Below are 25906 nucleotides of genomic sequence, written 5' to 3'. Positions count from 1 at the left end.
CCGGCGGGCGGCCCCGCCGGCCCTCCGTCCCCGCGTCCGCGGCCCCGGCCCGGCCGGCGCCCGCCGCCGACCGGCACCGCCGGCCCCGCCCCCGCGCCCCGCGCGCGCCACCGCATGTGAAAGGGAGACACGACCGCGATGCCCCAACCGCACACCATCGGATTCATCGGCCTCGGCATTATGGGCCTGCCCATGGCCACCAACCTGGTCAAGGCCGGGTACACCGTGCGCGGCCTCGACCGCAGCCCCGACAAGACCGCCCGCTTCGTCGAGAACGGCGGCACCGCCGTCCACTCGTGCGCCGAGGCCGCCGAGGGCGCCGACACCGTCATCACCATGCTGCCCGACTCCCCGGACGTGGAGGCGGTGCTCCTCGGCGACGACGGCGTCTTCGCCGCCGCCGCCCCCGGCACGCTGGTCGCCGACATGAGCACCATCCGCCCCGACACCGCCCGCGCGGTCGCCGCCGCCGGCGCCGAGCGGGGCCTGCGCGTGCTCGACGCGCCCGTCAGCGGCGGCGAGGCCGGTGCCGTGGAGGGCGCGCTGTCCATCATGGTCGGCGGCGCGGCCGAGGACGCCGCCGCGGCGGCGCCCGTCTTCGGCCCGCTGGGCACCCCCGTGCACGTCGGCCCCTCGGGCGCCGGGCAGACCGTCAAGGCCGCCAACCAGCTCATCGTCGCGGGCAACATCCAGCTCGTCGCCGAGGCGCTGGTGTTCCTGGAGGCGCACGGCGTGGACACCGGCGCCGCGCTGCGCGTCCTCAACGGCGGCCTGGCCGGCAGCGCCGTGCTGACCCGCAAGGGCGAGGCCATGCGCACCCGCAGCTTCGAGCCGGGCTTCCGGATCGAGCTGCACCACAAGGACATGGGGATCGTCACCGCCGCCGCCCGCGAGGCCGGGGTGCCCATCCCCGTGGGCGCGCTGGTGGCCCAGTTCGTGGCCGCGCTCAACGCGCAGGGCCACGGCGGGCTCGACCACTCCGCGCTGCTCAAGCTGGTCGAGCGGCTCGCCGGCGACCGGCGGTAGGCGCGCGGCCGCAGGGGACCGCACCAAAGGGCCCGGGCGCGCCCGCGCCCCAGGGCGGTGGGACAGGCGGCCGCGCAGCGAGAAGGCCCGCCGGCGGGACGGGCCGCGGCCGTCGCGATTCGAAGGTGAGTCCGCGCGACGACCGGGGCCTGGGTGTTGGCCGCACCCGGCGTCCCGCCGGCGGACCCGGCAAACCCCCTAGCACTGAAGGGTTCCCTCACATGGTACAGATGCCCGCGATGAACGCCGTGGTGGAGGTGCTGAAGTCCGAAGGCGTCGACGTCGCCTTCGGCTGCCCCGGCGCCGCCATCCTCCCCCTCTACAAGGCGCTGGAGGAGGTGGGCGGCATCGAGCACCTGACCGTCCGCCACGAGGAGGGCGCCACCCACATGGCCGACGCCTGGGCCCGCACCAACGGGCGGGTCGGCGTGGCCATCGGCACCTCGGGGCCGGCCGGCACCAACATGATCACCGGCCTCTACACCGCGCTCGCCGACTCCGTCCCCATGGTCTGCATCACCGGCCAGAACGTCTCGACCAAGCTGCACCAGGAGGCGTTCCAGGCGGTCGACATCGTCGCCGTGGCCACGCCCGTCACCAAGTGGGCGGTGCAGCTCAAGGAGGCCGGCCAGGCCCCGTGGATCTTCCGCGAGGCGTTCCGGATCGCCCGCGAGGGCCGCCCCGGGCCGGTGCTGGTCGACATCCCGCTCGACATCGCCCAGCGCACCGTCACCTACGACCCCGCCATCGACGCCCCCCTGCCCGTGCACCCGGTGCGCCCGCACCCCCCGCGGGTCGAGCGCGCCCTGGACATGCTGCTGGCCGCCGAGCGGCCCCTGCTGCTGGCCGGGGGCGGGGTCGTCACCGCCGACGCCGCCGCCGAGCTGCGCGCGGTCGCCGAGTACCTGCAGGTGCCGGTGCAGACCACGCTCATGGGCAAGGGCGCCTTCGACGAGGACAGCCCGCTGTTCGCCGGGATGACCGGCATCCAGACCTCCCAGCGCTACGGCAACGCCTCCTTCCTTGAGGCCGACCTCGTGCTGGCGGTGGGCGCGCGCTTCGGCGACCGCCACACCGGGCGGCTGGACGTCTACCGGGGCGACCGCGCGTTCATCCACGTCGACATCGAGCCCACGCAGATCGGCAAGGTCTTCGAGCCCGACCTCGGCGTGGTCTCCGACGCCCGCCTGTTCCTGCGCGAACTGGCCGGCCTCGCCGCCCGGCGCGGCCCCGCCCGCGCCCCCGGCCCGTGGGTGGCGCGCGTCAACCGGCTCAAGGCCGAGCTGGGCCGGCGCGAGGACTTCGACACCGTGCCCATCAAGGCGCCGCGCGTCTACAAGGAGATCAACGCCGCGTTCGGCCCCGAGACCTACTTCGTCACCGCCATCGGGCTCTACCAGATCTGGGGCGGCCAGCACCAGAAGGCCCACCTGCCGCGCCACTACCAGGTGTGCGGCCAGGCGGGGCCGCTGGGCTGGGAGATCCCGGCGGCCATCGGCGTGCGCAAGGCGCTGGAGCGCACCGACCCCGACGCCGAGGTGGTGGGGATCGTGGGCGACTACAGCTTCCAGTACACCGTCGAGGAACTGGCGGTCGCCGCGCAGTACGACGTCCCCTTCGTGCTCATCATGATCAACAACGAGTACCTGGGGCTCATCCGCCAGGCCGAGATCCCCTACGGCATGAACTACCAGGTCGACATCCACTACGACGACCACGGCACCGACAACGTCCAGATCATGGCGGCCTACGGCTGCTCCGGCCGCCGGGTGACCGAGCCCGCCGACATCCGCCCGGCGATCGACTGGGCGCGCAAGGAGGCCCAGCGCACCAGCCGCCCGGTGCTGGTGGAGATCATGATCGAGCGTGAGGCCAACACCCCCCACGGCCCCGCCATCGACGCGGTGGCGGAGTTCGAGCCGCTGCCCGGCGCCGCAGCCTAGTCCGGGCGGCGCCCGCCCGCGGGGGAGGGGGCGCTGGGCGCGCGCCCAGCGCCCCCTCCCCCCCGGTTCGCCCGCTGTTCACCCGCCGCCGCCCGCGCCGCCGCATCCGGCGTACCGGCGCGGGCGGCGGGTTGCGAGGGGGTGAACAGCGGCGCCCGGACGCGGGCCGGGCGGGGCCTCGTGTCACGAGCGGGTGAGCGGACCTGCTAACGTGGCAACCACTATGCTGCGCGAGCTGCTCCTCCTTAGCGGCCGCGGCGGGGGTCGTTAACCAGGTCGGCTCCCTCGCCGCGGGGCTTCGGCGTGTTCTTGGTCGGCCGTGATCGCGAGCTTTCTCTCCAAGGAGCCTTTTCCATGGTGCCGCAGCAGCAACCCAGTGGTATGCCCGTACACCGCTACCGCCCGTTCCCGGTCGTGGACCTGCCCGACCGCACCTGGCCCGGCAAGACCATCACCACCGCCCCGCGCTGGCTGTCCACCGACCTGCGCGACGGCAACCAGGCCCTGATCGAGCCGATGGACCCCCAGCGCAAGCACGAGATGTTCGACCTGCTGGTGCGCATGGGCTACAAGGAGATCGAGGTCGGGTTCCCCGCCGCCAGCCAGACCGACTTCGACTTCGTGCGCAGCCTGATCGAGGGCGGCAAGATCCCCGACGACGTCCAGATCTCGGTCCTGACCCAGGCCCGCGCCGAGCTGATCGACCGCACCGTGCAGAGCCTGGTCGGCGCCAAGCGCGCCACCGTGCACCTGTACAACGCCACCGCGCCGGAGTTCCGCCGGGTGGTGTTCAACGTCGACCGCGACGCGTGCAAGGCCATCGCCGTCAACGGCACCCGCGAGGTCATGGCCTGCATCGAGCGCTACCTGGGCGACGCCGAGTACGTCGGCTACGAGTACTCGCCCGAGATCTTCATCGACACCGAGCTGGACTTCGCGCTGGAGGTCTGCGAGGCCGTCATGGACGAGTGGCGGCCCGGCCCCGGCCGCGAGATCATCCTCAACCTGCCGGCCACCGTCGAGCGCGCCACGCCCAACGTCTACGCCGACCAGATCGAGTGGATGAGCCGCAACCTGAGCCGGCGGGAGTACGTCTGCCTGTCGGTGCACCCGCACAACGACCGCGGCACCGGGATCGCCTCGGCCGAGTTCGGCGTCATGGCCGGCGCCGACCGCGTCGAGGGCTGCCTGTTCGGCCACGGCGAGCGCACCGGCAACGTCGACCTGGTCACCCTGGGCATGAACCTGTTCAGCCAGGGCGTGGACCCCCAGATCGACTTCTCCGACCTCGACGAGATCCGCCGCGTGGTCGAGCACTGCACCCAGCTGCCGGTCGCGCCGCGCCACCCCTACGGCGGCGACCTGGTCTACACCGCCTTCTCCGGGTCCCACCAGGACGCCATCAAGAAGGGCTTCGCCGCGCTGGAGCGCGACGCCGCCGAGGCGGGCGTGCCGGTGTCGGAGTACCGCTGGCAGGTGCCCTACCTGCCCATCGACCCCAAGGACGTCGGCCGCAACTACGAGGCCGTCATCCGGGTCAACAGCCAGTCGGGCAAGGGCGGGGTGTCCTACATCCTGCAGCGCGACCACGCGCTGGACCCGCCGCGCCGCCTGCAGATCGAGTTCTCCCACAAGGTGCAGGCCCACACCGACGCCGAGGGCGGGGAGTTCACCGGCGAGCGCATCTGGGAGATCTTCACCGACACCTACCTGCGCGACAACGGGCCGGTGGCGGTGCTGGCGCACCGCTCCGACTCCGGGGCCGACGGCACCTACCGCATCAGCGCCGACGTGCGCGTCCACGGAGAGATCCGCGAGATCACCGGCTCCGGGCAGGGCCCGATCTCGGCGTTCTGCGACGCGCTGACCGCCGTCGACGTGAAGGTGCGGGTGCTGGACTACGTCGAGCACTCCCTGGACGTCGGCTCCGACGCCCGCGCCGCCGCCTACGTCGAGGCCGAGATCGACGGCCGCACCGTGTGGGGCGTGGGCATCCACCACAGCATCACCACGGCGTCGCTGAAGGCGGTGTGCAGCGCCGTCGGCCGCGCCCAGGCCGAGGCCGCCGAGGAGGGCTAGCTAAGCGCCGGCCGCGGGGCGCACCGCCCCGCGGCCCCTGCGGACCCTCGGCGGCCCCGGGCGGCCCCCGCGTCCCGGTCCGGGCCTCTCCCGGCGCTACTCGGCGCCGAAGTTCTGCGCCCACATTCCGTCGGTGACGCCCACGCCGATCTCGGTGTTGCCGCAGTCGAGGATGTTGGCGCGGTGGCCGGGGCTGTTCATCCACCCGTCCATGACCGCCTCGGCCGAGGAGTAGCCGGCGGCGACGTTCTCGCCCGACCACGCCGAGTACCCGGCCTCCTCGGCGCGCTCCTGGGGTCCCACGCCCTCGGGCGTCTCGTGCGCCATGTAGTCGCGCTCGGCCATGTCGTCGGCGTGGTTCTGGGAGGCGGCGGTGAGCCGGGGGTCCACCCGCAGCGGGGCGCAGCCGGCGTCGGCGCGCTCGTCGTTGGCGATCTCCACGACCGCCGCGGCCAGGGACGGGGGCGCTCCGGGGGCGTCCGGGCCGTCCTGCCCGGGGTCCTCGGGCCCGGGGCCGGCCTCGGGCGGGGCGGGCTCCGAGGGCTGGGGGGAGACCTCGATGACCGTGCCGCCGCTGGCCACGCCGCCGTTGGCCGCCGCGCCGCCCCCGGTGCCTCCGGCGCCCGCTCCGGCTCCGGCGGCGGAGCCGGCCTCCTCGGGCGCACCGCCGGAGCCGCCGACGTCGTCGAAGAAGTCGTCGGCGGCGGGCGGCAGGGCGTCGTCGGGCACTCCGGCCGCACCGGTGCCGCTCTCCTCGGCGAAGGGCGCCGCCCCCGGGCCGCCCGCGGCCACGATCAGCGCGGCGGCCAGGCCCAGGCCGACCGGAACCGCCGTCAGGGAGCCCACCAGGGTGCGCCGCCAGGTCCCGCCGCGGTGCGCCTCCGCGCGGCGCCGCGCGCGGGTGCCGCCGCGTCTCCGGCCGCGCCTGCGTTGTCCGCGAGCCATCTCCAAACCCCTGTTCCGTCGGGAGTCTCGGTGCAGGCGATCGTAGAGCAAATCGGGGCGCATGGGGAGAAAGTCATCTATCAGCGGGCGTGCTGGACACATCGCCCAGGGCAGACGGGCTGTGGACGGCGGCACCGGCCGGCCGGCCGATCCGCGACAATGGGGGAGTGAGCCTGTACCGCGACGAAGGAGTCGTCCTCCGCACCCAGAAACTGGGCGAGGCCGACCGCATCGTCACGCTCCTGACCCGGCGCACCGGCCTGGTGCGGGCGGTGGGCAAGGGCGTGCGGCGCACCAAGTCCCGCTTCGGCGCCCGCCTGGAGCCCTTCACCCACGTCGACCTGCAGCTCTACACCGGCCGCACCCTCGACGTCATCACCCAGGCCGAGACCCTGCGCGCCTACGGCGAGACCATCGTCACCGACTACCCCCGCTACACCGCCGCCACGGCCATGCTCGAAACCGCCGAGAAGATCGTCGTGGTCGAGAAGGACCCCGCCCTGCGCCAGTTCCTGCTGCTGATCGGCGCGCTGCGTACCCTGGGTGAGGGCACCCACGACCCCCGGCTGGTCCTCGACGCCTACCTGCTGCGCTCGCTCGCCGTGGCCGGCTACGCGCCGGCGCTGCAGGAGTGCGCCAAGTGCGGCTCGCGCGGCGAGCACCGCTCCTTCGCGGTCCACGCCGGCGGATCGGTGTGCTCGGTGTGCCGCCCCCACGGCTGTACCCACCCCGCTCCCGAAACCCTGCGGCTGATGGTCGCCCTGCTCGGCGGAGACTGGCCCGAGGCCGACTCCAGCGCCGACCGCCACCGCACCGAGTGCAGCGGGCTGGTCGCCGCCTACCTGCAGTGGCACCTCGAAAACGGAATCCGATCCCTGCGTCTTGTGGAGCGCTCTTGAGCCTGTTCAACAACCCGCCCGAAGCCCCGATCCAGGGCTACCGCCCGCCCAACCCGCACCCCAGCGGCGCCCGGCCGCCCGAACTCCCCAAGGAACTGGTGCCGCGGCACGTGGCGGTCGTCATGGACGGCAACGGCCGCTGGGCCAAGCAGCGGGGCCTCGCGCGCACCGAGGGCCACAAGGCCGGCGAGAGCTCCCTGTTCGACGTGGTCGAGGGCGCGCTGGAGCTGGGCGTGGGCTACCTGTCGGCCTACGCGTTCTCCACCGAGAACTGGAAGCGCTCGCCCGAGGAGGTCCGCTTCCTCATGGGCTTCAACCGCGAGGTCATCCGCCGCCGCCGCGACGAACTGCACGCCATGGGCGTGCGGGTGCGCTGGGCGGGTCGGCGCGGGCGGCTGTGGAAGAGCGTCATCTCCGAGCTTGAGGACGCCGAGGAGATGACCAAGCACAACACCGCGCTCACCCTCCAGTTCTGCGTCAACTACGGCGGGCGCGCCGAGATCACCGACGCCGCCGCGGCGATCGCCCGCGCCGCCGCCGAGGGCCGCCTCAACCCCGACCGCATCACCGAGGCCACGCTCGCCAAGTACCTCGACGAACCCGACATCCCCGACGTCGACCTCTTCCTGCGGTCCTCGGGCGAGCAGCGGTTCTCCAACTTCCTGCTGTGGCAGTCGGCCTACGCCGAGATGGTCTTCCTCGACACGCTCTGGCCCGACTTCGACCGCCGCCACCTCTGGCACGCCTGCCAGATCTACGCCAGCCGCGACCGCCGCTACGGCGGCGCCGTGCCCAACCCCGTCGAGCCCGAACCCCACACGGGGGAGTCCCGGTGACACTCGACCTCCACCGCGACCGCCTGTCCTACGCCGCCCTCGGCGACAGCTTCACCGAGGGCGTCGGCGACCCCTACCCCGACTCCGCCGCCGGCGCCCACGGGCACTACCGCGGCTGGGCCGACCGCTTCGCCGAGCACCTGGCCGCCCAGGTGCCCCGCCTCGACTACGCCAACCTGGCGGTGCGCGGCAAGCTGCTGCGCCAGGTGGTGGCCGAGCAGTTGCCCGCGGCCCTCGACATGGCGCCCGACCTCGTCACCTTCTCCGCGGGCGGCAACGACGTCCTGCGCCCCGGCGCCGACCCCGACCGGCTCGCCGACGCCCTGGAGCAGGCGGTGCGCCGGCTGCGCGGCGCCGGATCCGAGGTCGTGCTGTTCACCGGCGTCAACTGGAGCACCGGCTACATGCGGGTGCGCATCGGGCTGTTCGCCCGCTTCTACCTGAACATCCGGGCCGTCGCCGACCGCAACGGCTGCTACCTGGTCGACCAGTGGGCCATGCGCGAACTCCTCGACCCCCGCGCCTGGGACTCCGACCGCCTGCACATGTCGCCCGAGGGCCACCGCCGGCTCGCCGTGCGCGTGTGCGAGGTGCTGGGCGTGCCCGTCGAAGACCGCCCCGGCGACTGGCCGCCGCTGCCGCCCGCCGACCCCCGCGCCCGGCGCCGCGAGAACGCCCGCTGGGCGCGCGAGTTCCTGGTGCCCTGGATCGGCCGGCGGCTCACCGGCCGCTCCTCGGGCGACAACGTCGTGGCCAAGCGCCCGCGCCTGGAACCCCTGGCCGCCCCGCGGCCGGAGGCCCCGGCCGGGGCGCCCGACCCCGAGGGCTGAACCCGCTCCGCGCCCGGTCGGGGCGCGGGGTGAGTCCGCTTACACATTTGACCGATCCCGCAACCTACTGTCGCGTAACCAGGGGGCCGAGTTGCATGATCGGTGTCCATGAGCGGCTTTGAGACCGGGCGCGAGATCCTCTCCTACGTCGCCCTCGGCGACAGCTTCACCGAGGGCATGGACGACCCCTATCCCGACTCCGCGAGCACGCCGCACGGCCGCTACCGCGGCTGGGCCGACCGGCTCGCCGAGCACCTCGGCGCCGACGGCACCGAGGTGCGCTACGCCAACCTCGCCGTGCGCGGCAAGCTCATCCGCCAGATCGTGGAGGAGCAGGTGCCGCTCGCGGTGGAGTGGCGGCCCGACCTGGTCACCATCTGCGCCGGCGGCAACGACATCATCCGCCCCGGCGGCGACCCCGACCTGGTGGCCCGGGTCTTCGAGGCGGCCGTCCGGCGGCTGCGCGCCACCGGTGCCCACATCGTGATCTTCACCGGCATGGACACCGGGTTCCAGCCGGTCATGCGCCACCTGCGCGGCAAGGTCGCCACCTACAACATGCACCTGCGGGGCATCGCCGACGACCACGGCTGCGACGTCGTGGACCTGTGGAGCATGAAGGTGCTCCAGGACCGCCGCGCCTGGAGCGTGGACCGGCTGCACCTGTCGCCCGAGGGACACCGCCGCGTGGCGCTGAAGGTCTGCGAGGTCCTCGGCGTTGCGGCCGCCGGTGACTGGCGCGAGCCCTGGCCGGCCGACGGCCCCCGCGACTGGCGGGCCGCCCGCCAGGAGGACCTGTCGTGGGCGCGGGAGTACCTGGTGCCCTGGATCGGCCGCCGGCTCACCGGGCGGTCGTCGGGCGACGGCCTCGCGCCCAAGCGCCCCCGCCTGGAGCGGCTGGAGGCGCTGGAGCGCATGCAGGACGCGGCGCGGCGCGTGGCGGCCGACACCGAGCGCGGGGTGTGAGGCCGAAGGACCGGTTGACCGGCGGGAGGGAGCGCGGGTGGCGGCGGGGTCAGCGCTTGGCGGCGGCGCAGTCGCCGCAGGTGCCGAACACCTCGACCGTGTGCGTGATGTCGGTGAACCCGTGCTGGGCGCCCACGGAGTCGGCCCAGCGCTCCACCGCGGGACCCTCGATCTCGACGGCCTTGCCGCAGCCGCGGCAGACCAGGTGGTGGTGGTGGGAGTCGGTGATGCACGCGCGGTAGACGGCCTCGCCGTCGTCGGTGCGCAGGACGTCGACCTCGCCGGAGTCGCTCAGCGCCTGCAGCGCGCGGTAGACGGTGGTCAGGCCGATCTTGGAGCCCTCGGAGCGAAGGTCGGCGTAGAGGTCCTGGGCACTGCGGAACCCGCTGCTCTCGGTGAGGGCCTGGCGGACGGTCTCGCGTCGTGTACTCATGTGACTGCACCCCCCTGCTCGGTCTGGGGAATCGTACCCGGACCGGGATCCTCCGCGCCTCCCCGGCCGGCGCGCGCGGCGCCCCGCGCGCCGCGCAGCAGGTAGCCGCCCGCCACCGCCGCGACGAACACCGCCAGGGTCAGCAGCACGATGGCCGCGCCGGGCGCGACGTCGACGTAGTAGGCGGTGGACAGCCCGCCCACGGCCGAGGCCGTGCCCACCACCGCGGCCAGCGCCACCGTGACCCGGAAGCTGCGGGTGAGCTGCTGGGCGGCGGCCACCGGCACCACCATCAGCGCGCTGACCAGCAGTACGCCCACCACGCGCATGGCCAGCACCACGGTCAGCGCCGCCGTGACCGCGATGACCAGGCTGAGGAGCCGCACCGGCAGGCCGTGCGCGCGGGCGACCTCCTCGTCCTGGCAGAGCACGAACAGTTCGCGGCCGAAGTAGCCCACGACGCCCAGCACCAGCACGGCCAGCAGCGCCACCAGCACGATGTCCTCGGAGCTGACGGTGGTGACCGACCCGAACAGGTAGGAGTTCAGGGTGGCGACGCCCCCGCCGGGCGCCAGGCCGATCAGCACAACGCCGCCGGCGATGCCGCCGTAGAACAGCAGCGCCAGGGCGATGTCGCCGCTGGCGCGGGCGCGCGCCCGGATCAGCTCGATGAGCCCGGCGCCCGCGGCCGCGGCGATCGCGGCGGTGATGATGGGCGAGGTGCTGGTGAGGAAGCCCATGGCCACACCGGTCAGCGCGACGTGGCCGATGCCGTCGCCCAGCAGCGCCAGGCGGCGCTGCACCAGGAACGTGCCGATGACCGGGGCGACCATGCCCACCAGCACGGCGGCGAGCAGCGCGCGCCGCATGAAGTCGAGCTGGAGCATCTCAGCCACGGCGGGGAACCTCGAGATCGGGCACCGCCGAGGGCGGGGCGGGGTCGGCGTGCGGGTGGACGTGGTCGTGGCCGGGGCGGGCGCAGTCGCCCTCGGGCGCCAACGGCGCGCCGTCGTGCACCACGGTGCCCTCCGACAGCACCACGCTGCGCTGGATCAGCGGCTCCAGCGGGCCGGTCTCGTGCAGGACGAGCACGACGGTGGCGCCGCGCGCGGTGAGCCGGGTGATGGCCTCGGCGAGGGCCTGCTGGTTGGCGGAGTCGACGCCGGCCATGGGTTCGTCCATGAAGACGGTGTCGGGGCGGGCCGCCAGCGCGCGGGCGATGAGCACCCGCTGCTGCTGGCCGCCGGAGAGTTCGTGCACGGAGTCGCGCGCGCGGCCGGTGAGGCCCACGGCCTCCAGCGCCTCGGCGACGGCGGCGCGGTCGGCCGCGGTGGGCAGGCGCAGCCGGCGGCGCCGGGCGACCTGGCCGGAGGCCACGACCTCGCGGACGGTGGCGGGCACCCCGCCGCCCGCCGACAGCCGCTGGGGGACGTAGCCGATGCGGCCCCAGTCGCGGAAGCGGCGCAGCGGAACGCCGTGGAGGTCGATACGGCCGCCGGTGGGGGCCACCAGGCCGAGCATGGCGCGCACCAGGGTGGACTTGCCCGAGCCGTTGGGACCCATGACGGCGAGGGTCTGGCCGGCCGGGACGTCGAGGTCGACACCCCGCAGCACGGGCACGCGGTCGTAGGCCACCGTGAGGCCCGCGACCCGGACGGCGGGGGCCGCGCCCGCCGCGGCGCCGGGGGCGGCGGCGCGGGCGCTGAGGGAGCCGAGCATGGAGGTGGACACCTCTTAAGTGTGCGGATAACGAAAACGGTTGTCAAAACCCGTAAACACCCAGGACAGCGGCTGGATTCCCGCTGTGACCGGGCTCGCCCCGCACCCGCGCCCGCGCGGTCGGGCCGGCGCGGCTAGAGCACGCCGCTCTGCAGCACCGCCAGCACCAGCAGCACCGCCACGACCACCACCCGCATGGCCCGCTCGCCGCTCTTCAGCCGCGGCCAGGCCAGGAACGCCAGCCAGCCGAAGAACGCCGCGAGCAGCGCCAGCAGCAGCGCGCCCGCCGCACCCGGCAGCGCCAGCCCGGCGATGAGCACGATCGCCATCGTCGCCGGCAGCAGCAGCCGCGGGGCGTTGTGCAGCCACACCAGCGGCACCGCGCTGCGGCGCTCCACCTCGCGGCGCAACCGGCCGGCCCCCGGCGTGTAGAAGGAGTCGCCCTGGGGAAGCGGGCGCGAGCGCGGCGCACCCCCCGAGGCGGCGGATCGGTTCGGGCGCGATTTCCTCGGCTTGGCTGACACGCGTCTCCTCCGGCCTCATCCCGCCGCAGCGCGGCTTGCGGTGCCCTTGGCGGAAGCTTAGGCCCTTGCCGACCGGGCGCGGCTCGCGGTGCGTTTGGCGGCATTTGCGGTGCGCACTCGCCGATGCCGTTATTTTTGTAGGGGCGGACGGCCGCCGGTCGCGCCGCGATTCCCGGATTCGGGTTTACCGGTCGCTTACTCGCGGTGACCTAGGTTGGCCCCCCGTCGCGCCGGGCCCCGCCGGTCCGGATCCCGCGCTCCGCATGCAGACACGTCGGGGAGAGTAGTTTTTCCGTGCCGAAGTTCAGCGTCATCGTCACCTTCGACGTCACCGAGCCGCACCTGCGGGACAGCCTGGACTCCCTGGGCCGCCAGAAGGACCACGCGCCCGGCGACATCGAGGTCGTCCTGGTGCCCGTGGCGCCCCACCCCGAGCCCTCGGGCGCCGCGGCCGAGGCGGAGGCCGAGGCGCGCGAGGCGGCCGCGGGCGGCGACCCCGCCTCGGACCAGGCCGCCGACGCCGAGGCCGCCGAGAGCGCCTCCGACACCGACGACTCCGACGACGGCGAGGACTCCGCCGACCCCGGCACCGCCGAGGAGCGCGACCCCGACACCGACGAAGGCGACGAGTCGGTCGACACCGCCCGGGCCGAGGGCCTGGCCATCGCCCGCGAGTTCGCCGCCGCCCCGCCGCCCGGCCTGGCCGCCGCGCTGGTCGAGGACACCCGACCCACCCACAGCGCCGCCCGGCACGCCGGCGCCGCCGCCTCCGCCGGCGAGTACCTGATGTTCGTCGAGGGCGGCGACACCCTCACCGGCTACGCGCTGGCCTACCTCGCCGACAGCCTGGAGCGCTCCGGCTCCGACCTGGCCACCGGCAACGTCTACCGGTTCAACGAGCTGGGCACCCGGCCCTCCTCGGCGCACCGCAAGTGCTTCGCCAAGACCCGCACGGGCGTGGACGTGCACGCGGCCCCCGCCCTGCTGTCGGACCGCCTGCACGGAAACAAGCTGTGGCGGCGCTCCTTCTGGACGCAGCTGCCCCACCACCACGTGGCCGACCTGCCCGACCGCGCCGCCGGCCGCGCCGCGCCCGACCCCGACCTCGACGGCGACCTCGACGTCGTGCGCGCGCTGTTCGCCGCCAAGGCCGTCGACGTGCTGTCCGCGCCGGTCTACCTGCGCCGCGACCGCACCACCGCCGACGACCGCAGCCGCATCGGCGCCCTCACCCGCCGCATCACCGCGCTCACCGCGCTCGCCTCGGCCCTCAGCGGCGCCGACCGCGACCTGTGGGACTCCCGCGTGCTGCGCGGCGACCTGCGGGTGATCCTGCTGCGCATGGACGACGCCGACGACGACGCGCGGGCGCGCTTCCTCGACCTGGCCAACGCCTACCTCGACACCGTGGCCCGCCCGGTCCTGGACCGCCTCTCGCCGCTGCACCGGCTCAACTACTACCTGGTGCGCAAGCGCCAGGACGAGCGCCTGCTGGAGGCCATCACCTTCCAGAAGAGCGTGGAGCTGAAGAAGGCGCCCGTGGTCCGCCGCGGCCTGCACTACTTCATCCGCTACCCGTTCTTCGAGGACCCCCAGGTCGGCGTGCCGCGCGAGGTCTACCGCCTGGACGCCGAGCTGAAGGTGCGCCAGAAGACCGAGCGCGTGGAGTGGCGCGACGGCCGGCTGGTGGTGGCCGGGCGCGTGGGCATCCTCAACCTGCGCGCCGCCAAGCGCTGGCACCAGCAGCTGCTGGCCTTCGCCGTCAACACCGAGACCGGCCGGCGCATCCCCGTGCCGGTGAAGGTGCGCCGCGCCGCCGAGTACCGGCTGCCCGACGTGCTCACCGCCGCCCGCCACGACTACGGCGGCTTCGAGATCAGCGTCGACCCCGCCCGGCTGCGGCTGTCGGGCCAGTGGCGGGCCACCGACTGGCGGCTGGAGCTGATCGTGGTCAACCGCGGCCTGGTGCGCCGCCGCGTCATCGGCAACCCGGTCAGCGGCCCGCCCGAGCGCCCGCCCTACCACCAGGTCGCCGACAACGTGTGGGTGCGGCCCTACTGGAACCGCGACAGCCAGCTCACCATCTCCGTGGCGCCGGTGCGCGCCCGTGTCGCCGAGCACCGCGTCAGCCTCGGCGGCGCCCGCCCCGAACTGGTGCTGAGCGGCGAGTTCGTCGCTCCGCCCGCGGCCGAGGCGCGCACCCTGCGGCTGACCCGCTCGCCGGGCACCGCGCGGCTGACCTACCCGCTGGAGGTCGTGGGCGCGCGCTTCACCGTGCGGGTGCCCGTGGCCGACCTCATCGACAACGCCGTGGACGAGGGCGCGCGCGGGCTGCGCCAGGAGCACTGGCGCGCCCACCTCATCACCCCCGACGACGAGGCCGTCGAGGTCGTGCTGCCCGACGAGGTCGCCTCGGCCGCCTACGGCACCGGCGACGGCTACCACGAGGTCGTCGTGCAGCGCACCGCCACGGGGCTGCTGCGGCTGCGCGGCGGCTGGGCGCACCCGGTCGTGCGCGACGTGGAGTGGTCGGGCCGCCGCCTGCTCATCAGCGGGCGCTACTCCGCCGAGGCCCAGGCCGAGCTGGTGTTCAAGGCGCGCGGCCGCGACGAGGAGCACCCGGTCTCCCTGGAGCGCGACGGCTCGGACTTCCGCGCCGTCTTCACCCCCGCCGACATCCCCACCCTGTCGGGCACCCTGCCGCTGTCGGCCGGCGGCTACCAGCTGTGGGCCCGGGTCCGCCGCGAGGACGGCGGGCTCACCGACATCGGCGCCGAGATCTCCGCCGACCTGCTGCGCCGGCTGCCGCTGCGCATGGAGACCGCCGAGCGCGCCTACACCTTCGAGGACTCCGGCAGCGAGGTCCCGGTGCTGCGCGTGGGCAGCGACCTGCGCCCCGAGGAGCAGGGGTCCTTCGCGCAGAAGCGGCTGCGCGAGACCGTCTACCCCGCGCTGCGCGAGGAGGGCGGCCGCGAGGAGATCCTGTTCGACAGCTACACCGGGCGCCAGTTCTCCGACAGCCCGCACAGCATCTACGCCGAGCTGCGCTCGCGCGGCGGGCGCTGGGCCGACTACCCGATGTCGTGGCTGGTCAAGGACGGCCAGGTGAACCTGCCCGAGGACCTGCGCCGGGTGCGGCACAACGGCCACGACTTCTACGAGTCGCTGGCCCGCAGCTCCTTTTTGGTCACCAACTCCCGCCAGCCCGCGTGGTTCACCCGCCGGCCCGGCCAGGTCGTGGTGCAGACCTGGCACGGCTCGATGCTCAAGCGGATCGGCTTCGACATCGAGAACATCCGCGGCAAGTCCCGCGACTACCACGAGAAGCTGGCGTGGGAGACCCAGCAGTGGGACTACCTGGTGTCGCCCAGCCCCTGGGCCACGCCGATCCTGCGCCGCGCGTTCCGCTTCGACGGCGAGATCCTGGAGACCGGGTACCCGCGCAACGACATCTTCTTCTCGCCCGAGCGCGAGGCGATCGCCCGGCGCACCCGCGAGCGGCTGGGCCTGCCCGAGGGCAAGAAGGTCGTGCTGTACGCGCCCACCTGGCGCGACGACAAGTACTACACGCGCGGCAAGCACAAGCTCGACCTGCACCTGGACCTGCGGCGGATGTACGACAAGCTCGGCGAGGACCACGTGCTGCTGGTCCGCCGCCACCCCCGGGTGGTCGACAGCGTGCCGATCGTGGGCCGCGACTTCGTCTACGACGTGTCGCTGTACCCGGAGATCATGGAGCTGTTCCTGATCACCGACGTGCTCGTCACCGACTACTCGTCGATGATGTTCGACTTCGCCAACACCGGCCGCCCGATGCTGTTCTTCACCTACGACATCGAGAGCTACCGCGACAACCTGCGCGGCTTCTACTTCGACTTCGAGGAGACCGCACCGGGGCCGCTACTCAAGGAGTCCGACGACGTCATCGGCGCGCTGCTGGACGTCGACGAGGTCGCCGCCGCCTACGGCGCCAAGTACAAGGCGTTCACCGACCAGTTCTGCCCGCTGGACGACGGCCGGGCCGCCAAGCGGGTGGTGGACCGGGTCTTCGGCGCCGACTAGCGGGGCGCGCCGGCCCGGCCGCCCGGGGCGGCCCGGGTGTCCCGGGGCCCCGCCGAGGGTGAGAGGATGGCCGGGTGGTCGTGATCACCCGGTTCACCGTCGCCCCCGACGAGGTCGAGGACTTCACCGCGCGCGCCGAGGCCGCGGTGGCCGCCATGGCCGCGCGCCCGGGGTTCCGCCGCTCCTGGGTGGGGCGCGCCGCCGACGACCCGCGGCTGTGGACCGTCGTGACCGAGTGGGACGGCGCCGGCGCCTACCGCCGGGCGCTGTCGAACTTCGACGTGCGGGTGGCCGCCGTGCCCCTGCTCGCGCAGGCCCGCAACGAGCCCAGCGCCTTCGAGGTGGTCGCGCACCGCGCCGCCGGGGCCCCGGCCGAGGGCTGATCCGGCGCCGGCCCGCGCCCCCGCCCGGCGCGCGGGGCACCGGCGCGGCGGTCCGTCGCGGCCGGTCGCCGCCGGTATCGCCAATGGTGCACGCGCCCTTCCGGCGGTCCCTTAAGCTGGGCACTCACCGGATCAACAACGTTGCGCGATCCACCGACCGCCAGCCGGATGGAGAATCGAGAGAGCTTATGGCCGCCAAGTCTGAGGCAATGGACGCCCTGGTCAACCTCGCCAAGCGGCGGGGCCTGGTCTACCCCTCCAGCGAGATCTACGGGGGTCTGCGCGCCTCTTGGGACTACGGCCCCTTGGGTGTGGAGCTGAAGAGCAACGTCAAGCGCCAGTGGTGGCGCGCGATGGTGCAGGAGCGCGAGGACATCGTCGGCCTCGACTCCAGCGTCATCCTGGCCCGCGAGGTCTGGGAGGCCTCGGGCCACGTCAAGGCGTTCGTCGACCCGCTGACCGAGTGCCAGTCCTGCCACAAGCGCTTCCGCCCCGACCACCTGCTCGAAGCCTACGAGGAGAAGCACGGCGGCGCGCCCGAGAACGGCCTGGACGACCTCGCCTGCCCCAACTGCGGCGCGAAGAAGTCGTTCACCGAGCCGCGCATGTTCAACGCCATGCTGCGGACCTACCTCGGCGCCGTCCAGGACGACGAGTCCGGCCTGGCGTTCCTGCGCCCCGAGACCGCCCAGGGCATCTTCATCAACTACCTGAACGTGCAGCAGAGCGCGCGCAAGAAGATCCCGTTCGGCATCGGCCAGGTCGGCAAGTCCTTCCGCAACGAGATCACCCCGGGCAACTTCATCTTCCGCACCCGCGAGTTCGAGCAGATGGAGATGGAGTTCTTCGTCCGCCCCGGCGACGACGAGGAATGGCACCAGTACTGGATCGACACCCGCATGCAGTGGTACGTCGACCTGGGCATCTCAAAGGACAACCTGCGGCTCTACGAGCACCCGCAGGAGAAGCTGTCGCACTACTCCAAGCGCACCGTCGACATCGAGTACCGGTTCAACTTCGTGGGCTCGGAGTGGGGCGAGCTCGAGGGCATCGCCAACCGCACCGACTACGACCTCACCACCCACTCCCAGGCGTCGGGCACCGACCTGTCGTTCTTCGACCAGGAGAACAACGAGCGCTACGTGCCCTACGTCATCGAGCCGGCGGCCGGTGTCGACCGCGCGATGCTGACCTTCATGCTCGACGCCTACAACGTCGACGAGGCGCCCAACGCCAAGGGCAAACTGGAGAAGCGCGCCGTGATGCGGCTGGACCCCCGGCTCGCGCCGGTCAAGGCCGCCGTGCTGCCGCTGTCGCGCAACGCCGACCTCTCGCCCAAGGCCCGCGACCTCGCCGCGCGGCTGCGCAAGCGGTGGAACGTGGAGTTCGACGACGCCGGCGCGATCGGCCGCCGCTACCGCCGCCAGGACGAGATCGGCACGCCGTTCTGCGTCACCGTCGACTTCGACACCCTTGAGGACCACGCGGTGACCGTGCGGGAGCGCGACTCGATGTCCCAGGAGCGGGTGTCGCTGGACCAGGTCGAGATGTACCTGGTGGAGCGGCTGCCCGGCTGCTGAGGCGCGCCGCCCGCCGGGGCGGCCCGCAGGCGATGCCCCGGCCGGGGCGGGAGGTGCTCCCGCCCCGGCCTTCGCGTTGGGCGGCGGCGCCGGGCGCGGCGGGTGCGGCGGGCCGGGAGGCGGGACCGGTGGCCGGGGCGGGCGCGGAGGGCCCCGGGAACGCGGAGAGGCGACCGGACCCGGGGGGATTGGTCTCCGGCCGCCTCACTGGTTCAACCGGACGCACACTTCCGGTTGAACCGGTTCTCACCGTAGTCGGGGGCGGCGGGCCGGGGGAGGGTTTCCCTCCGAAACGTCCGACCGCGTAAGCCAATCGTGACTCTGAGGACAGCCGGATCCGGCGCCGAGCGGCCCGCCTCCACCCGGGTACGGAACCCGTTCCAGGCCGCGCCGTGCGGAGTGTCCGCCGTCAGGTCGCCGCGTAGACGACGAACGACACCGCGATGTAGTGGCAGATGTAGGCCGCGATGGTCAGCGAGTGGAACACCTCGTGGAACCCGAACCAGCGCGGCGCGGGGTCGGGCCACTTGGCGCCGTAGACCACCGCGCCCAGGCTGTAGAGCACGCCGCCGATGAGCACCAGGATCCAGGCGGCGGGGTGGGTGCCGCCGACGAGCTGGGGGATGAACAGCACCGCCACCCAGCCGATGGCCAGGTACAGCGCGGTCGACAGCCAGCGCGGGGCGTTCACCCAGAAGATCTTGAACAGCACCCCGGCTCCGGCCCCGGTCCAGATGAGGGTGAGCATCGCCGTGCGCAGCGTGCCCTCCAGGACCAGCAGCACGAACGGGGTGTAGGTGCCCGCGATGATCAGGTAGATGTTGGCGTGGTCCATGCGCCGCAGCACCGCCATGCCCGCCGCCGACCAGCGGCCCACGTGGTAGACCGCCGAGGTGGTGAACAGCAGGACGGCGGTGACGGCGTAGACGGCGCTGGCGGCCAGGGCGGGGGTGGTCGGCGAGAGGCTGACCAGGACGATCCCCGCCGCCAGCGCGAGCGGGGCGGTGCCCAGGTGCAGCCAGCCGCGCAGCCGGGGCTTGACGACCTCCATGAGGTCGGCGGCGATTCCGCGCGCGCCCTGCTGGTCGCGGACCGGCGGGACGGCGCCCGTGCGCTCCGGCTGCCGGGGGCCGGGATCGGACTGCTGTGCGCACACCTGCCGTGCACCTTCTTCCTTCAGCGCTTGTCGGCTCGGCGCGGGCGCCCGTGCGCCCGCCGGCCGTGCGGCGCACCCCGGCGCGGACGGCTCGGGCGGTCGATGCGGCGGGCGGTGCGCCCACAGCCACACTAACCTACGCAACCGTAGGTTACTCGCGCGTATTCCTGTGGCTCTGGGCACAGGACCGCCGTTGGGAGCGGGATGGCCGGGTGCCCGGGGTGGCCGAAGCGGTCGGGGAGGGGCGGGAGGTCGGGAGGGCGGGGAGACCCGGGCGCCGTGCGGGCACGAGCCCCCGCACGGCCGGGGCGAGGGATTCAGGTTCGCGTGGCGCGGGCGGTGGAGCGGACCCCGGGGATGGCGTTGTTGCGGAACGCGTCCACGAACAGGGACTGGTCCACGCGCGCCTGCTCGGCGTAGTCGCGGGCGAAGGCGGTGTTCCAGGCGACGAACTCCTCCTCGCGGCCGTCGAGGACGTTGATGATCGCCTCCTCGGTCTGCACGGTGACCAGGGTCTGGTCGGAGTCGCGGTCGGAGACGCAGTGCGCCTTGGCGGTGGCGCGGCCGAGGTAGGCCAGGACCGGGGCGATCTCCTCGGGCTCGGTCAGGTTGCTCCAGTCCAGGTCGGCGGAGTAGGGAGAGAGCTCGGAGACGACGAACCCGGTCCCGTTGAGCTCGGTGTGGCCGAGCAGGGGGTCGGAGTGCGCCTGGAGCGCGCGCTGGGACACGGCCGTGCGGTGCCCGTGGTGCAGGAAGTAGTCCTTGATCCGGGGATCGCGCACCACGCGGGAGGGCGCGGCGACGTTGCCCTGCTTCATGGACAGGACCACGTCGTTGTCCAGGGCCTCGCTGTAGCCCTCGATCAGCACGTTGTAGGCGGGCAGGCCGGCGCTGCCGATGCCGAACCCCGCCTTGCCCACCACGTCCTTCACTCGGTAGGCGATCGAGCGGAAGCGCTTGTCGTCGGGGATGGTGGAGCGGTAGGCGTCGAACGCCGCGCACACCGCCGCGTGCTCCTCCTCGCCCAGCCGCCGCACACCCGCCTCGTCGCGGAAGCGGCGCTCGTAGTGCTCCACGCGGGTCATGGAGTCCAGCAGCGCCACCCGGCTGTGCATCCGGCTGCGCAGCAGGACCTGGTGGATGGCGCCCTCGGTGGTGTCCAGGCGCAGCGAGAACGCCTCGTCGCCGCTGTGCTCGGCGAACCGGCGCACCTGGTCGATGTAGGCCCGGACGTAGACCGCCACCAGGCCGTCGATGTCGTCGTCAGACAGCGCCTTGCGGCGGCCCAGCAGGGCGACGCTGGCCACGAACCGGCTGACGTCCCAGGTGAAGTGGCCCAGATAGGCCTCGTCGAAGTCGTTGACGTCGAAGATGAGGACGCCCTGCGCGTCCATGTAGGTGCCGAAGTTCTCGGCGTGCAGGTCGCCCTGGATCCACACCCGCGAGGTGCGCTCGTCGGCCCAGGGGTCCTCGAACCCGGCCACGTCGGCGTAGAACAGGCAGGCGCCGCCCCGGTAGAACGCGAAGGGGTCGGCCGCCATCTTGCGGAACTTGGTGCGGAAGGCGTCGGGGTCGGCCTCCATGAGTTCGGAGAACGCCTCGACCAGGGTCGTGACGATCCGCTCCTGGCGGGACTGGGGCGAGGAGTCGTTCACCATCGCGCGAAAGTCGGGCATAGCCCGATCATGCCAGCGCGCCGCACGAGGGAGACCCGGGTGCGCGCGTCGCTCAGGCGGCGAGGGGGTGAAGAACGCGGTGGGGGCGACGGGGTTCGGGGCCGTGATCACCGGTTCGGTTGTGGGTGGCCGCGGCCCCGGCCATCGCCCGCGCGCGCCGCCGACCGCGCGGCTGGGCGGGGGATTGGGCCACCGAGCCGCACCGCCGCCCCGGCGCATCCGCCTCACCCGTCACACCCGTCTCCACCTGCTTTGGCGTGCGATCGGGTGCCGTGGAGGTGCCCTCGGCGACCGGGTGGCCGGTGGTTCACTGGTGGACCATTGGTTTAGACCTTTTGCAATGCTTCTACCTGCGAAAATGTCAATAGTAGGGTGGGGTGAGAGGTTTTACGGCGTCCGAAGGATAAAGTCGCGCGCATTCGAGGAGGAGCGGCCGTCCAGGTCCTTCGACAGCAGGGAGCCACCGTGCCCAAGTACGTTTACGAGTTCTCCGAGGGCAACAAGGACCTCAAGGATCTGCTCGGCGGTAAGGGGGCCAACCTCGCCGAGATGACCAACCTCGGGCTGCCCGTGCCGCCCGGCTTCACCATCACCACCGAGGCGTGCCGGCACTTCCTCGCCAGCGGCACCGTGCCCGAGGGCCTTGACGCCGAGATCGACGCCAAGCTGCGCGCCCTTGAGGAGACCATGGGCAAGCGCCTGGGCCAGCCCGACGACCCGCTGCTGGTGAGCGTGCGCTCCGGGGCGAGGTTCTCCATGCCCGGCATGATGGAGACCGTCCTCAACATCGGCCTCAACGACGAGTCGGTGCTCGGGCTGGCCGCGCAGTCCGGCGACGAGCGCTTCGCGTGGGACTCCTACCGCCGCCTCATCCAGATGTTCGGCAAGACCGTGCAGGACATCGACGGCGAGCTGTTCGAGGACGCCTTCGACGAGGTCAAGCGGCAGAAGGGCGTCACGAGCGACCTCGACCTCGACGCCGCCGACCACCGCAAGCTCGTGGAGGTCTTCAAGGGGATCGTCGCCGAGCACACCGGCCGCGAGTTCCCCGCCGACCCCCGCGAGCAGATGGACCTGGCGATCAAGGCCGTCTTCCGCTCCTGGAACGCCCCCCGCGCCGTCCTCTACCGCCGCCAGGAGCGCATCCCCGTCGACCTCGGCACGGCGGTCAACGTCTGCGCCATGGTGTTCGGCAACCTGGGCATGGACTCCGGCACCGGCGTGGCCTTCACCCGCGACCCCGCCTCCGGCCGCCAGGGCGTCTACGGCGACTACCTGCAGAACGCCCAGGGCGAGGACGTGGTCGCCGGCATCCGCAACACCGTGCCGCTGGCCGACCTGGAGCGCATCGACAAGGCGAGCTACGACCAGCTCCTGGCCATCATGGAGAAGCTGGAGAACCACTACCGCGACCTCTGCGACATCGAGTTCACCATCGAGCGCGGCAAGCTGTGGATGCTGCAGACCCGCGTGGGCAAGCGCACCGCCGCGGCCGCGTTCCGGATCGCCGACCAGCTCATCGACCAGGGCATGATCACCCTGGAAGAGGCCATCGGCCGGGTCACCGGCGACCAGCTCGCCCAGCTGATGTTCCCCCGCTTCGCCGACGACGCCGAGGGCCACGTGCTGGGCTCGGGCATGAACGCCTCGCCCGGCGCCGCCGTGGGCAAGGCCGTGTTCGACTCCTACACCGCCATCAAGTGGTCGCGCAGCGGCGAAAAGGTCATCCTGTGCCGGCGCGAGACCAACCCCGACGACCTGGAGGGGATGATCGCCGCCGAGGGCATCCTCACCAGCCGGGGCGGCAAGACCTCCCACGCCGCCGTGGTGGCGCGCGGCATGGGCAAGACGTGCGTGTGCGGCGCCGAGGAGCTGGACATCGACACCAAGAACCGCCGGCTGGTCGCGCCGGGCGGCGAGGTGGTCGAGGAGGGCGACGTCATCTCCATCGACGGCACCAGCGGCCGGGTCTACCTCGGTGAGGTGCCGGTGGTGGCCTCGCCCGTCGTGCGCTACTTCGAGGGCGAGATCGACCCCGCCTCCGACCAGGCCGACGAGCTGGTCCGCGCCGTCGACCGCATCATGCACTACGCCGACGCGGCCCGGCGGCTGCGGGTGCGCGCCAACGCCGACAACGCCGAGGACGCCGCGCGCGCCCGCCGCATGGGCGCCGAGGGCGTGGGCCTGTGCCGCACCGAGCACATGTTCCTGGGCGACCGCCGCCAGCTCGTGGAGCGGCTGATCCTCGCCGACACCGAGGACGAGCAGCAGGAGGCGCTGGACGCGCTGCTGCCCATGCAGCGCGCCGACTTCACCGAGATCCTGGCGGCCATGGACGGCCTGCCGGTGACCGTGCGGCTGCTCGACCCGCCGCTGCACGAGTTCCTGCCCGACATCACCGAGCTCTCGGTGCGGGTGGCGGTGGCCGAGGCGCGCGGCGAGCGCCACGAGAACGACCTGCGGCTGCTGCAGGCCGTGCACAAGCTGCACGAGCAGAACCCGATGCTGGGCCTGCGCGGCGTGCGGCTGGGGCTGGTGGTGCCCGGCCTGTTCACCATGCAGGTGCGCGCCATCGCCCAGGCGGCGGCGGAGCGGCTGCGTGAAGGCGGCCGGCCGCGCCCGGAGATCATGATCCCGCTGGTGGGCACGGTGCAGGAGCTGGAGATCATCCGCGAGGAGTCGCTGCGGGTGCTGCGCGAGGTCGGCGCGGAGTACGGGGTCGAGCTGGACTTCCCGGTCGGCACGATGATCGAGCTGCCGCGCGCTGCGCTGACGGCCGGGCAGATCGCGGAGAACGCGGAGTTCTTCTCCTTCGGCACCAACGACCTCACCCAGACCGTGTGGGGGTTCTCGCGCGACGACGTTGAGGCGTCGTTCTTCTCCGCCTATCTGGAGAAGGGCGTGTTCGGGGTGTCGCCGTTCGAGTCGCTGGACGTGGAGGGCGTGGGCCGCCTGGTGGAGATCGCGACGGCCGAGGGGCGCGCGGCCCGGCCCGGGATCAAGCTGGGCGTCTGCGGCGAGCACGGCGGCGACCCGGCCTCGGTGCACTTCTTCCACCGGGTGGGGCTGGACTACGTGTCCTGCTCCCCGTTCCGGGTACCCGTCGCCCGCCTGGAGGCGGGTCGCGCGGCCGCCCGCGGCTGAGTCCCCCGGCCGGGGCCGCATCGGCCCCGGCCCCGCCGCCCGGCGGACCCGCCCCGACCGGCGGCCGACGGGCGGCGGCGTGTGCGGTGCCGCCGGGAGCGGCGGCGGGGCCCAGGCGGGCGGTCGGGACGGTTGCCCGCCGGGGGCGTCAGGGCGCCGGCACGTCGGTGCGCTCGGCCGGTTCCGCGGCGGCGGGTGACGCTCCGCACGCCCGTGTCCGCACACCGGGACCGTGACCTTTCCGTAATATGTGCGGGACCAGGGCGCGGAACAACCGCCGCGGAGCCCGTGCCTGCGGCGCCGCGCCCGCGCCGCCGGCGCGCGGCCGGTAAAGGCCGCGAACACAGCCGTCACCGGCACGGATGTCGGCTATCGTCGGGCGAGTCCACTCATCGATATCGGGGGGTGAAGGTGCGGACATCGGGGGGCGACCACGGGGGTGGATCGCGGCCAGACCGGGCGCTCGACGTCGACGCCGAGGGGACCCGCGTCTTCGTCCGCGGCGACCACGCCGAGCCCGTCATCGACACCCGGGCGGTGGGGGCCACACCCGTGGGCGGCGCTGAGACGCGCACCCAGCCGCTGACCCGGGCGGACCGCGAGATCCCCGAGCCGGCGGGTGCCGGCGCCCTGGGCCCTTCGGCCGAGGGCGGAGCGGGCGCGCCGGGCGGTGCGGTCGCCCAAGGCGCGGGCACGGTGCCGGGCAGCGTCGTGGGCGCCGACGACCCGGCCACGCGTGCCGGGCGCGCCTTTCCCCGGCCCGAGAGCTACGGCGGCTACGACGCCCACGGCGCGGACGGCACGGGCGACGGCGCAGCCGCCGAGCGCGGGGGCGGCGCCTACGGCGCGGCCGCCGCCGACGACACCCGCGCCGACCGCCCGGCCGCCGGCGGCCTCGGCGCCGACACCACCCGCACCCTGGAGCGCCCGCGCACGGCCCCCCGCCCGCCGGCGGAGCCGCCGCGCTCCCGGCGGCGCGGCCGCGGCACCGACGACCCCCCGCCCCGGCGCCGCCGGCTCCGCATCGGCCGGATCATCGCCCTGGTACTGCTCGTGGCCGTCGCGATCCCCCCGGCCACCTGGGGCTGGGTCTGGCTGACCGCCCGCGCAGACGAGCGGCCGGCCTCCGACGCGATCGTGGTGCTGGGCGCCAGCCAGTACAACGGGCGCCCCTCACCGATCTTCGAGGCCCGCCTCGCCCACGCCGAGACCCTCTACCGCGAGGGCGTGGCGCCGATGATCGTCACGGTCGGCGGCAACCAGCCCGGCGACAACTTCACCGAGGCGGGTTCGGGCCGCGACTGGCTCGTGGCCCAGGGGGTCCCCGCCGAGAACGTCGTGGCGGTCGGCGAGGGCAACGACACCCTGCAGAGCATGCGCGCGGTGGCCCGCGTCTACGCCGAGCAGGGGTGGTCCAGCGCCGTGATCGTCAGCGACCCCTGGCACAGCCTGCGCTCCCGCCTCATGGCCGAGGACTTCGGCATCGAGGCCGCGACGTCGCCGTCCCGCTCGGGCCCGGCCGTGCTGGAGCGCAAGACCCAGCTCTGGTACATCACCCGCGAGACGGCGTCGCTCTGGTACTACTGGATCTTCGGCGACAGCAGCGACATCGAGGTCGACGCCGCCTGACGCCCCGGCCGAGCGGGGTCGGCGACGTCACGCGGAAAAGCCCGGCCCCGGGCCGCGGGGTTGCCTAGAGTCGATG

At 73.5% G+C, this 25906-nt stretch carries 19 protein-coding genes; 12 read left to right on the top strand and 7 right to left on the bottom strand.

What is annotated here, in order from left to right:
* Positions 1-138 precede the first annotated feature (138 nt).
* The 3 genes from HNR12_RS08300 (at position 139) to leuA (ending at position 5048) form a co-directional block, all read left to right on the top strand.
* Positions 139-1026 (top strand): 2-hydroxy-3-oxopropionate reductase, encoded by an 888-nt coding sequence (locus HNR12_RS08300; protein ID WP_179766935.1) that lies wholly within the window; start codon positions 139-141, stop codon positions 1024-1026.
* Between the two features lie 221 nt (positions 1027-1247).
* A complete protein-coding gene (gene gcl / locus HNR12_RS08295) occupies positions 1248-2969 on the top strand; it encodes a glyoxylate carboligase (protein ID WP_179766934.1) in 1722 nt (573 codons plus the stop codon).
* A 354-nt stretch (positions 2970-3323) separates the two neighbouring features.
* Positions 3324-5048 carry a 2-isopropylmalate synthase gene (gene leuA, locus HNR12_RS08290; RefSeq protein WP_179766933.1) on the top strand — a complete coding sequence of 575 codons (1725 nt, stop codon included), beginning with the start codon at positions 3324-3326 and terminating at the stop codon, positions 5046-5048.
* 96 nt (positions 5049-5144) lie between these two features.
* Here leuA and HNR12_RS08285 read toward each other — a convergent pair whose 3' ends face one another.
* The gene (locus HNR12_RS08285) at positions 5145-5993 is read right to left on the bottom strand and encodes a CAP domain-containing protein (protein ID WP_179766932.1); all 849 of its coding nucleotides are present in this window, start codon (positions 5991-5993) and stop codon (positions 5145-5147) included.
* 167 nt (positions 5994-6160) lie between these two features.
* Here HNR12_RS08285 and recO point away from each other — a divergent pair, with 167 nt between their 5' ends.
* The 4 genes from recO to HNR12_RS08265 all read left to right on the top strand — a co-directional run bounded on the left by recO (position 6161) and on the right by HNR12_RS08265 (position 9524).
* Entirely contained in the window at positions 6161-6892 is a 732-nt protein-coding gene (gene recO, locus HNR12_RS08280) for a DNA repair protein RecO (RefSeq protein WP_179766931.1), read from the top strand.
* Positions 6889-7728 (top strand): isoprenyl transferase, encoded by an 840-nt coding sequence (locus tag HNR12_RS08275; RefSeq protein ID WP_179766930.1) that lies wholly within the window; start codon positions 6889-6891, stop codon positions 7726-7728. Before recO ends, HNR12_RS08275 begins: the two co-directional genes overlap by 4 nt.
* Positions 7725-8558, top strand: coding sequence for an SGNH/GDSL hydrolase family protein (locus HNR12_RS08270; RefSeq protein WP_338119744.1), 834 nt, complete (start codon positions 7725-7727; stop codon positions 8556-8558). The genes HNR12_RS08275 and HNR12_RS08270 overlap by 4 nt, the downstream gene beginning before the upstream one ends.
* A 108-nt stretch (positions 8559-8666) precedes the next feature.
* Positions 8667-9524, top strand: a complete 858-nt coding sequence (locus tag HNR12_RS08265; RefSeq protein WP_179766929.1) for an SGNH/GDSL hydrolase family protein — start codon at positions 8667-8669, stop codon at positions 9522-9524.
* Positions 9525-9573: 49 nt separating this feature from the next.
* On the opposite strand, the gene HNR12_RS08260 is transcribed toward HNR12_RS08265, so the two are convergent.
* From HNR12_RS08260 to HNR12_RS08245, 4 genes are all read right to left on the bottom strand, one after another.
* Positions 9574-9957, bottom strand: a complete 384-nt coding sequence (locus HNR12_RS08260; protein WP_179766928.1) for a Fur family transcriptional regulator — start codon at positions 9955-9957, stop codon at positions 9574-9576.
* Positions 9954-10853, bottom strand: coding sequence for a metal ABC transporter permease (locus HNR12_RS08255; protein ID WP_179766927.1), 900 nt, complete (start codon positions 10851-10853; stop codon positions 9954-9956). The genes HNR12_RS08260 and HNR12_RS08255 overlap by 4 nt, the downstream gene beginning before the upstream one ends.
* Positions 10846-11676 (bottom strand): metal ABC transporter ATP-binding protein, encoded by an 831-nt coding sequence (locus HNR12_RS08250; protein ID WP_179770489.1) that lies wholly within the window; start codon positions 11674-11676, stop codon positions 10846-10848. Before HNR12_RS08250 ends, HNR12_RS08255 begins: the two co-directional genes overlap by 8 nt.
* Positions 11677-11810: 134 nt before the next feature.
* A complete protein-coding gene (locus HNR12_RS08245; protein WP_179766926.1) occupies positions 11811-12200 on the bottom strand; it encodes a DUF6703 family protein in 390 nt (129 codons plus the stop codon).
* A gap of 294 nt (positions 12201-12494) precedes the next feature.
* Between HNR12_RS08245 and HNR12_RS08240 the strand changes: the two genes are divergently transcribed.
* From HNR12_RS08240 to HNR12_RS08230, 3 genes are all read left to right on the top strand, one after another.
* Positions 12495-16262 (top strand): CDP-glycerol glycerophosphotransferase family protein, encoded by a 3768-nt coding sequence (locus HNR12_RS08240; RefSeq protein ID WP_179766925.1) that lies wholly within the window; start codon positions 12495-12497, stop codon positions 16260-16262.
* Positions 16263-16336: 74 nt separating this feature from the next.
* Positions 16337-16645, top strand: coding sequence for an antibiotic biosynthesis monooxygenase (locus HNR12_RS08235; RefSeq protein WP_179766924.1), 309 nt, complete (start codon positions 16337-16339; stop codon positions 16643-16645).
* 188 nt (positions 16646-16833) lie between these two features.
* Positions 16834-18225, top strand: coding sequence for a glycine--tRNA ligase (locus HNR12_RS08230; RefSeq protein ID WP_179766923.1), 1392 nt, complete (start codon positions 16834-16836; stop codon positions 18223-18225).
* Positions 18226-18634: 409 nt separating this feature from the next.
* Here the strand turns inward: HNR12_RS08230 and trhA are convergent, their stop codons facing one another.
* Positions 18635-19276, bottom strand: coding sequence for a PAQR family membrane homeostasis protein TrhA (trhA, locus tag HNR12_RS08225; RefSeq protein WP_179770488.1), 642 nt, complete (start codon positions 19274-19276; stop codon positions 18635-18637).
* A gap of 422 nt (positions 19277-19698) precedes the next feature.
* Positions 19699-21057, bottom strand: coding sequence for a DUF2252 domain-containing protein (locus tag HNR12_RS08220; protein ID WP_179766922.1), 1359 nt, complete (start codon positions 21055-21057; stop codon positions 19699-19701).
* Between the two features lie 465 nt (positions 21058-21522).
* On the opposite strand from HNR12_RS08220, the gene ppdK reads away from it, so the two are divergent.
* A complete protein-coding gene (ppdK, locus tag HNR12_RS08215; protein WP_179766921.1) occupies positions 21523-24201 on the top strand; it encodes a pyruvate, phosphate dikinase in 2679 nt (892 codons plus the stop codon).
* 411 nt (positions 24202-24612) lie between these two features.
* Entirely contained in the window at positions 24613-25830 is a 1218-nt protein-coding gene (locus HNR12_RS08210) for a YdcF family protein (RefSeq protein ID WP_308118397.1), read from the top strand.
* Positions 25831-25906 lie beyond the last annotated feature (76 nt).

It is taken from the genome of Streptomonospora nanhaiensis, assembly GCF_013410565.1.
Lineage (GTDB): Bacteria > Actinomycetota > Actinomycetes > Streptosporangiales > Streptosporangiaceae > Streptomonospora > Streptomonospora nanhaiensis.
The sequence above is the reverse complement of the archived record's forward strand: the minus strand, read 5'-3'. Positions and strand labels throughout refer to the sequence as shown.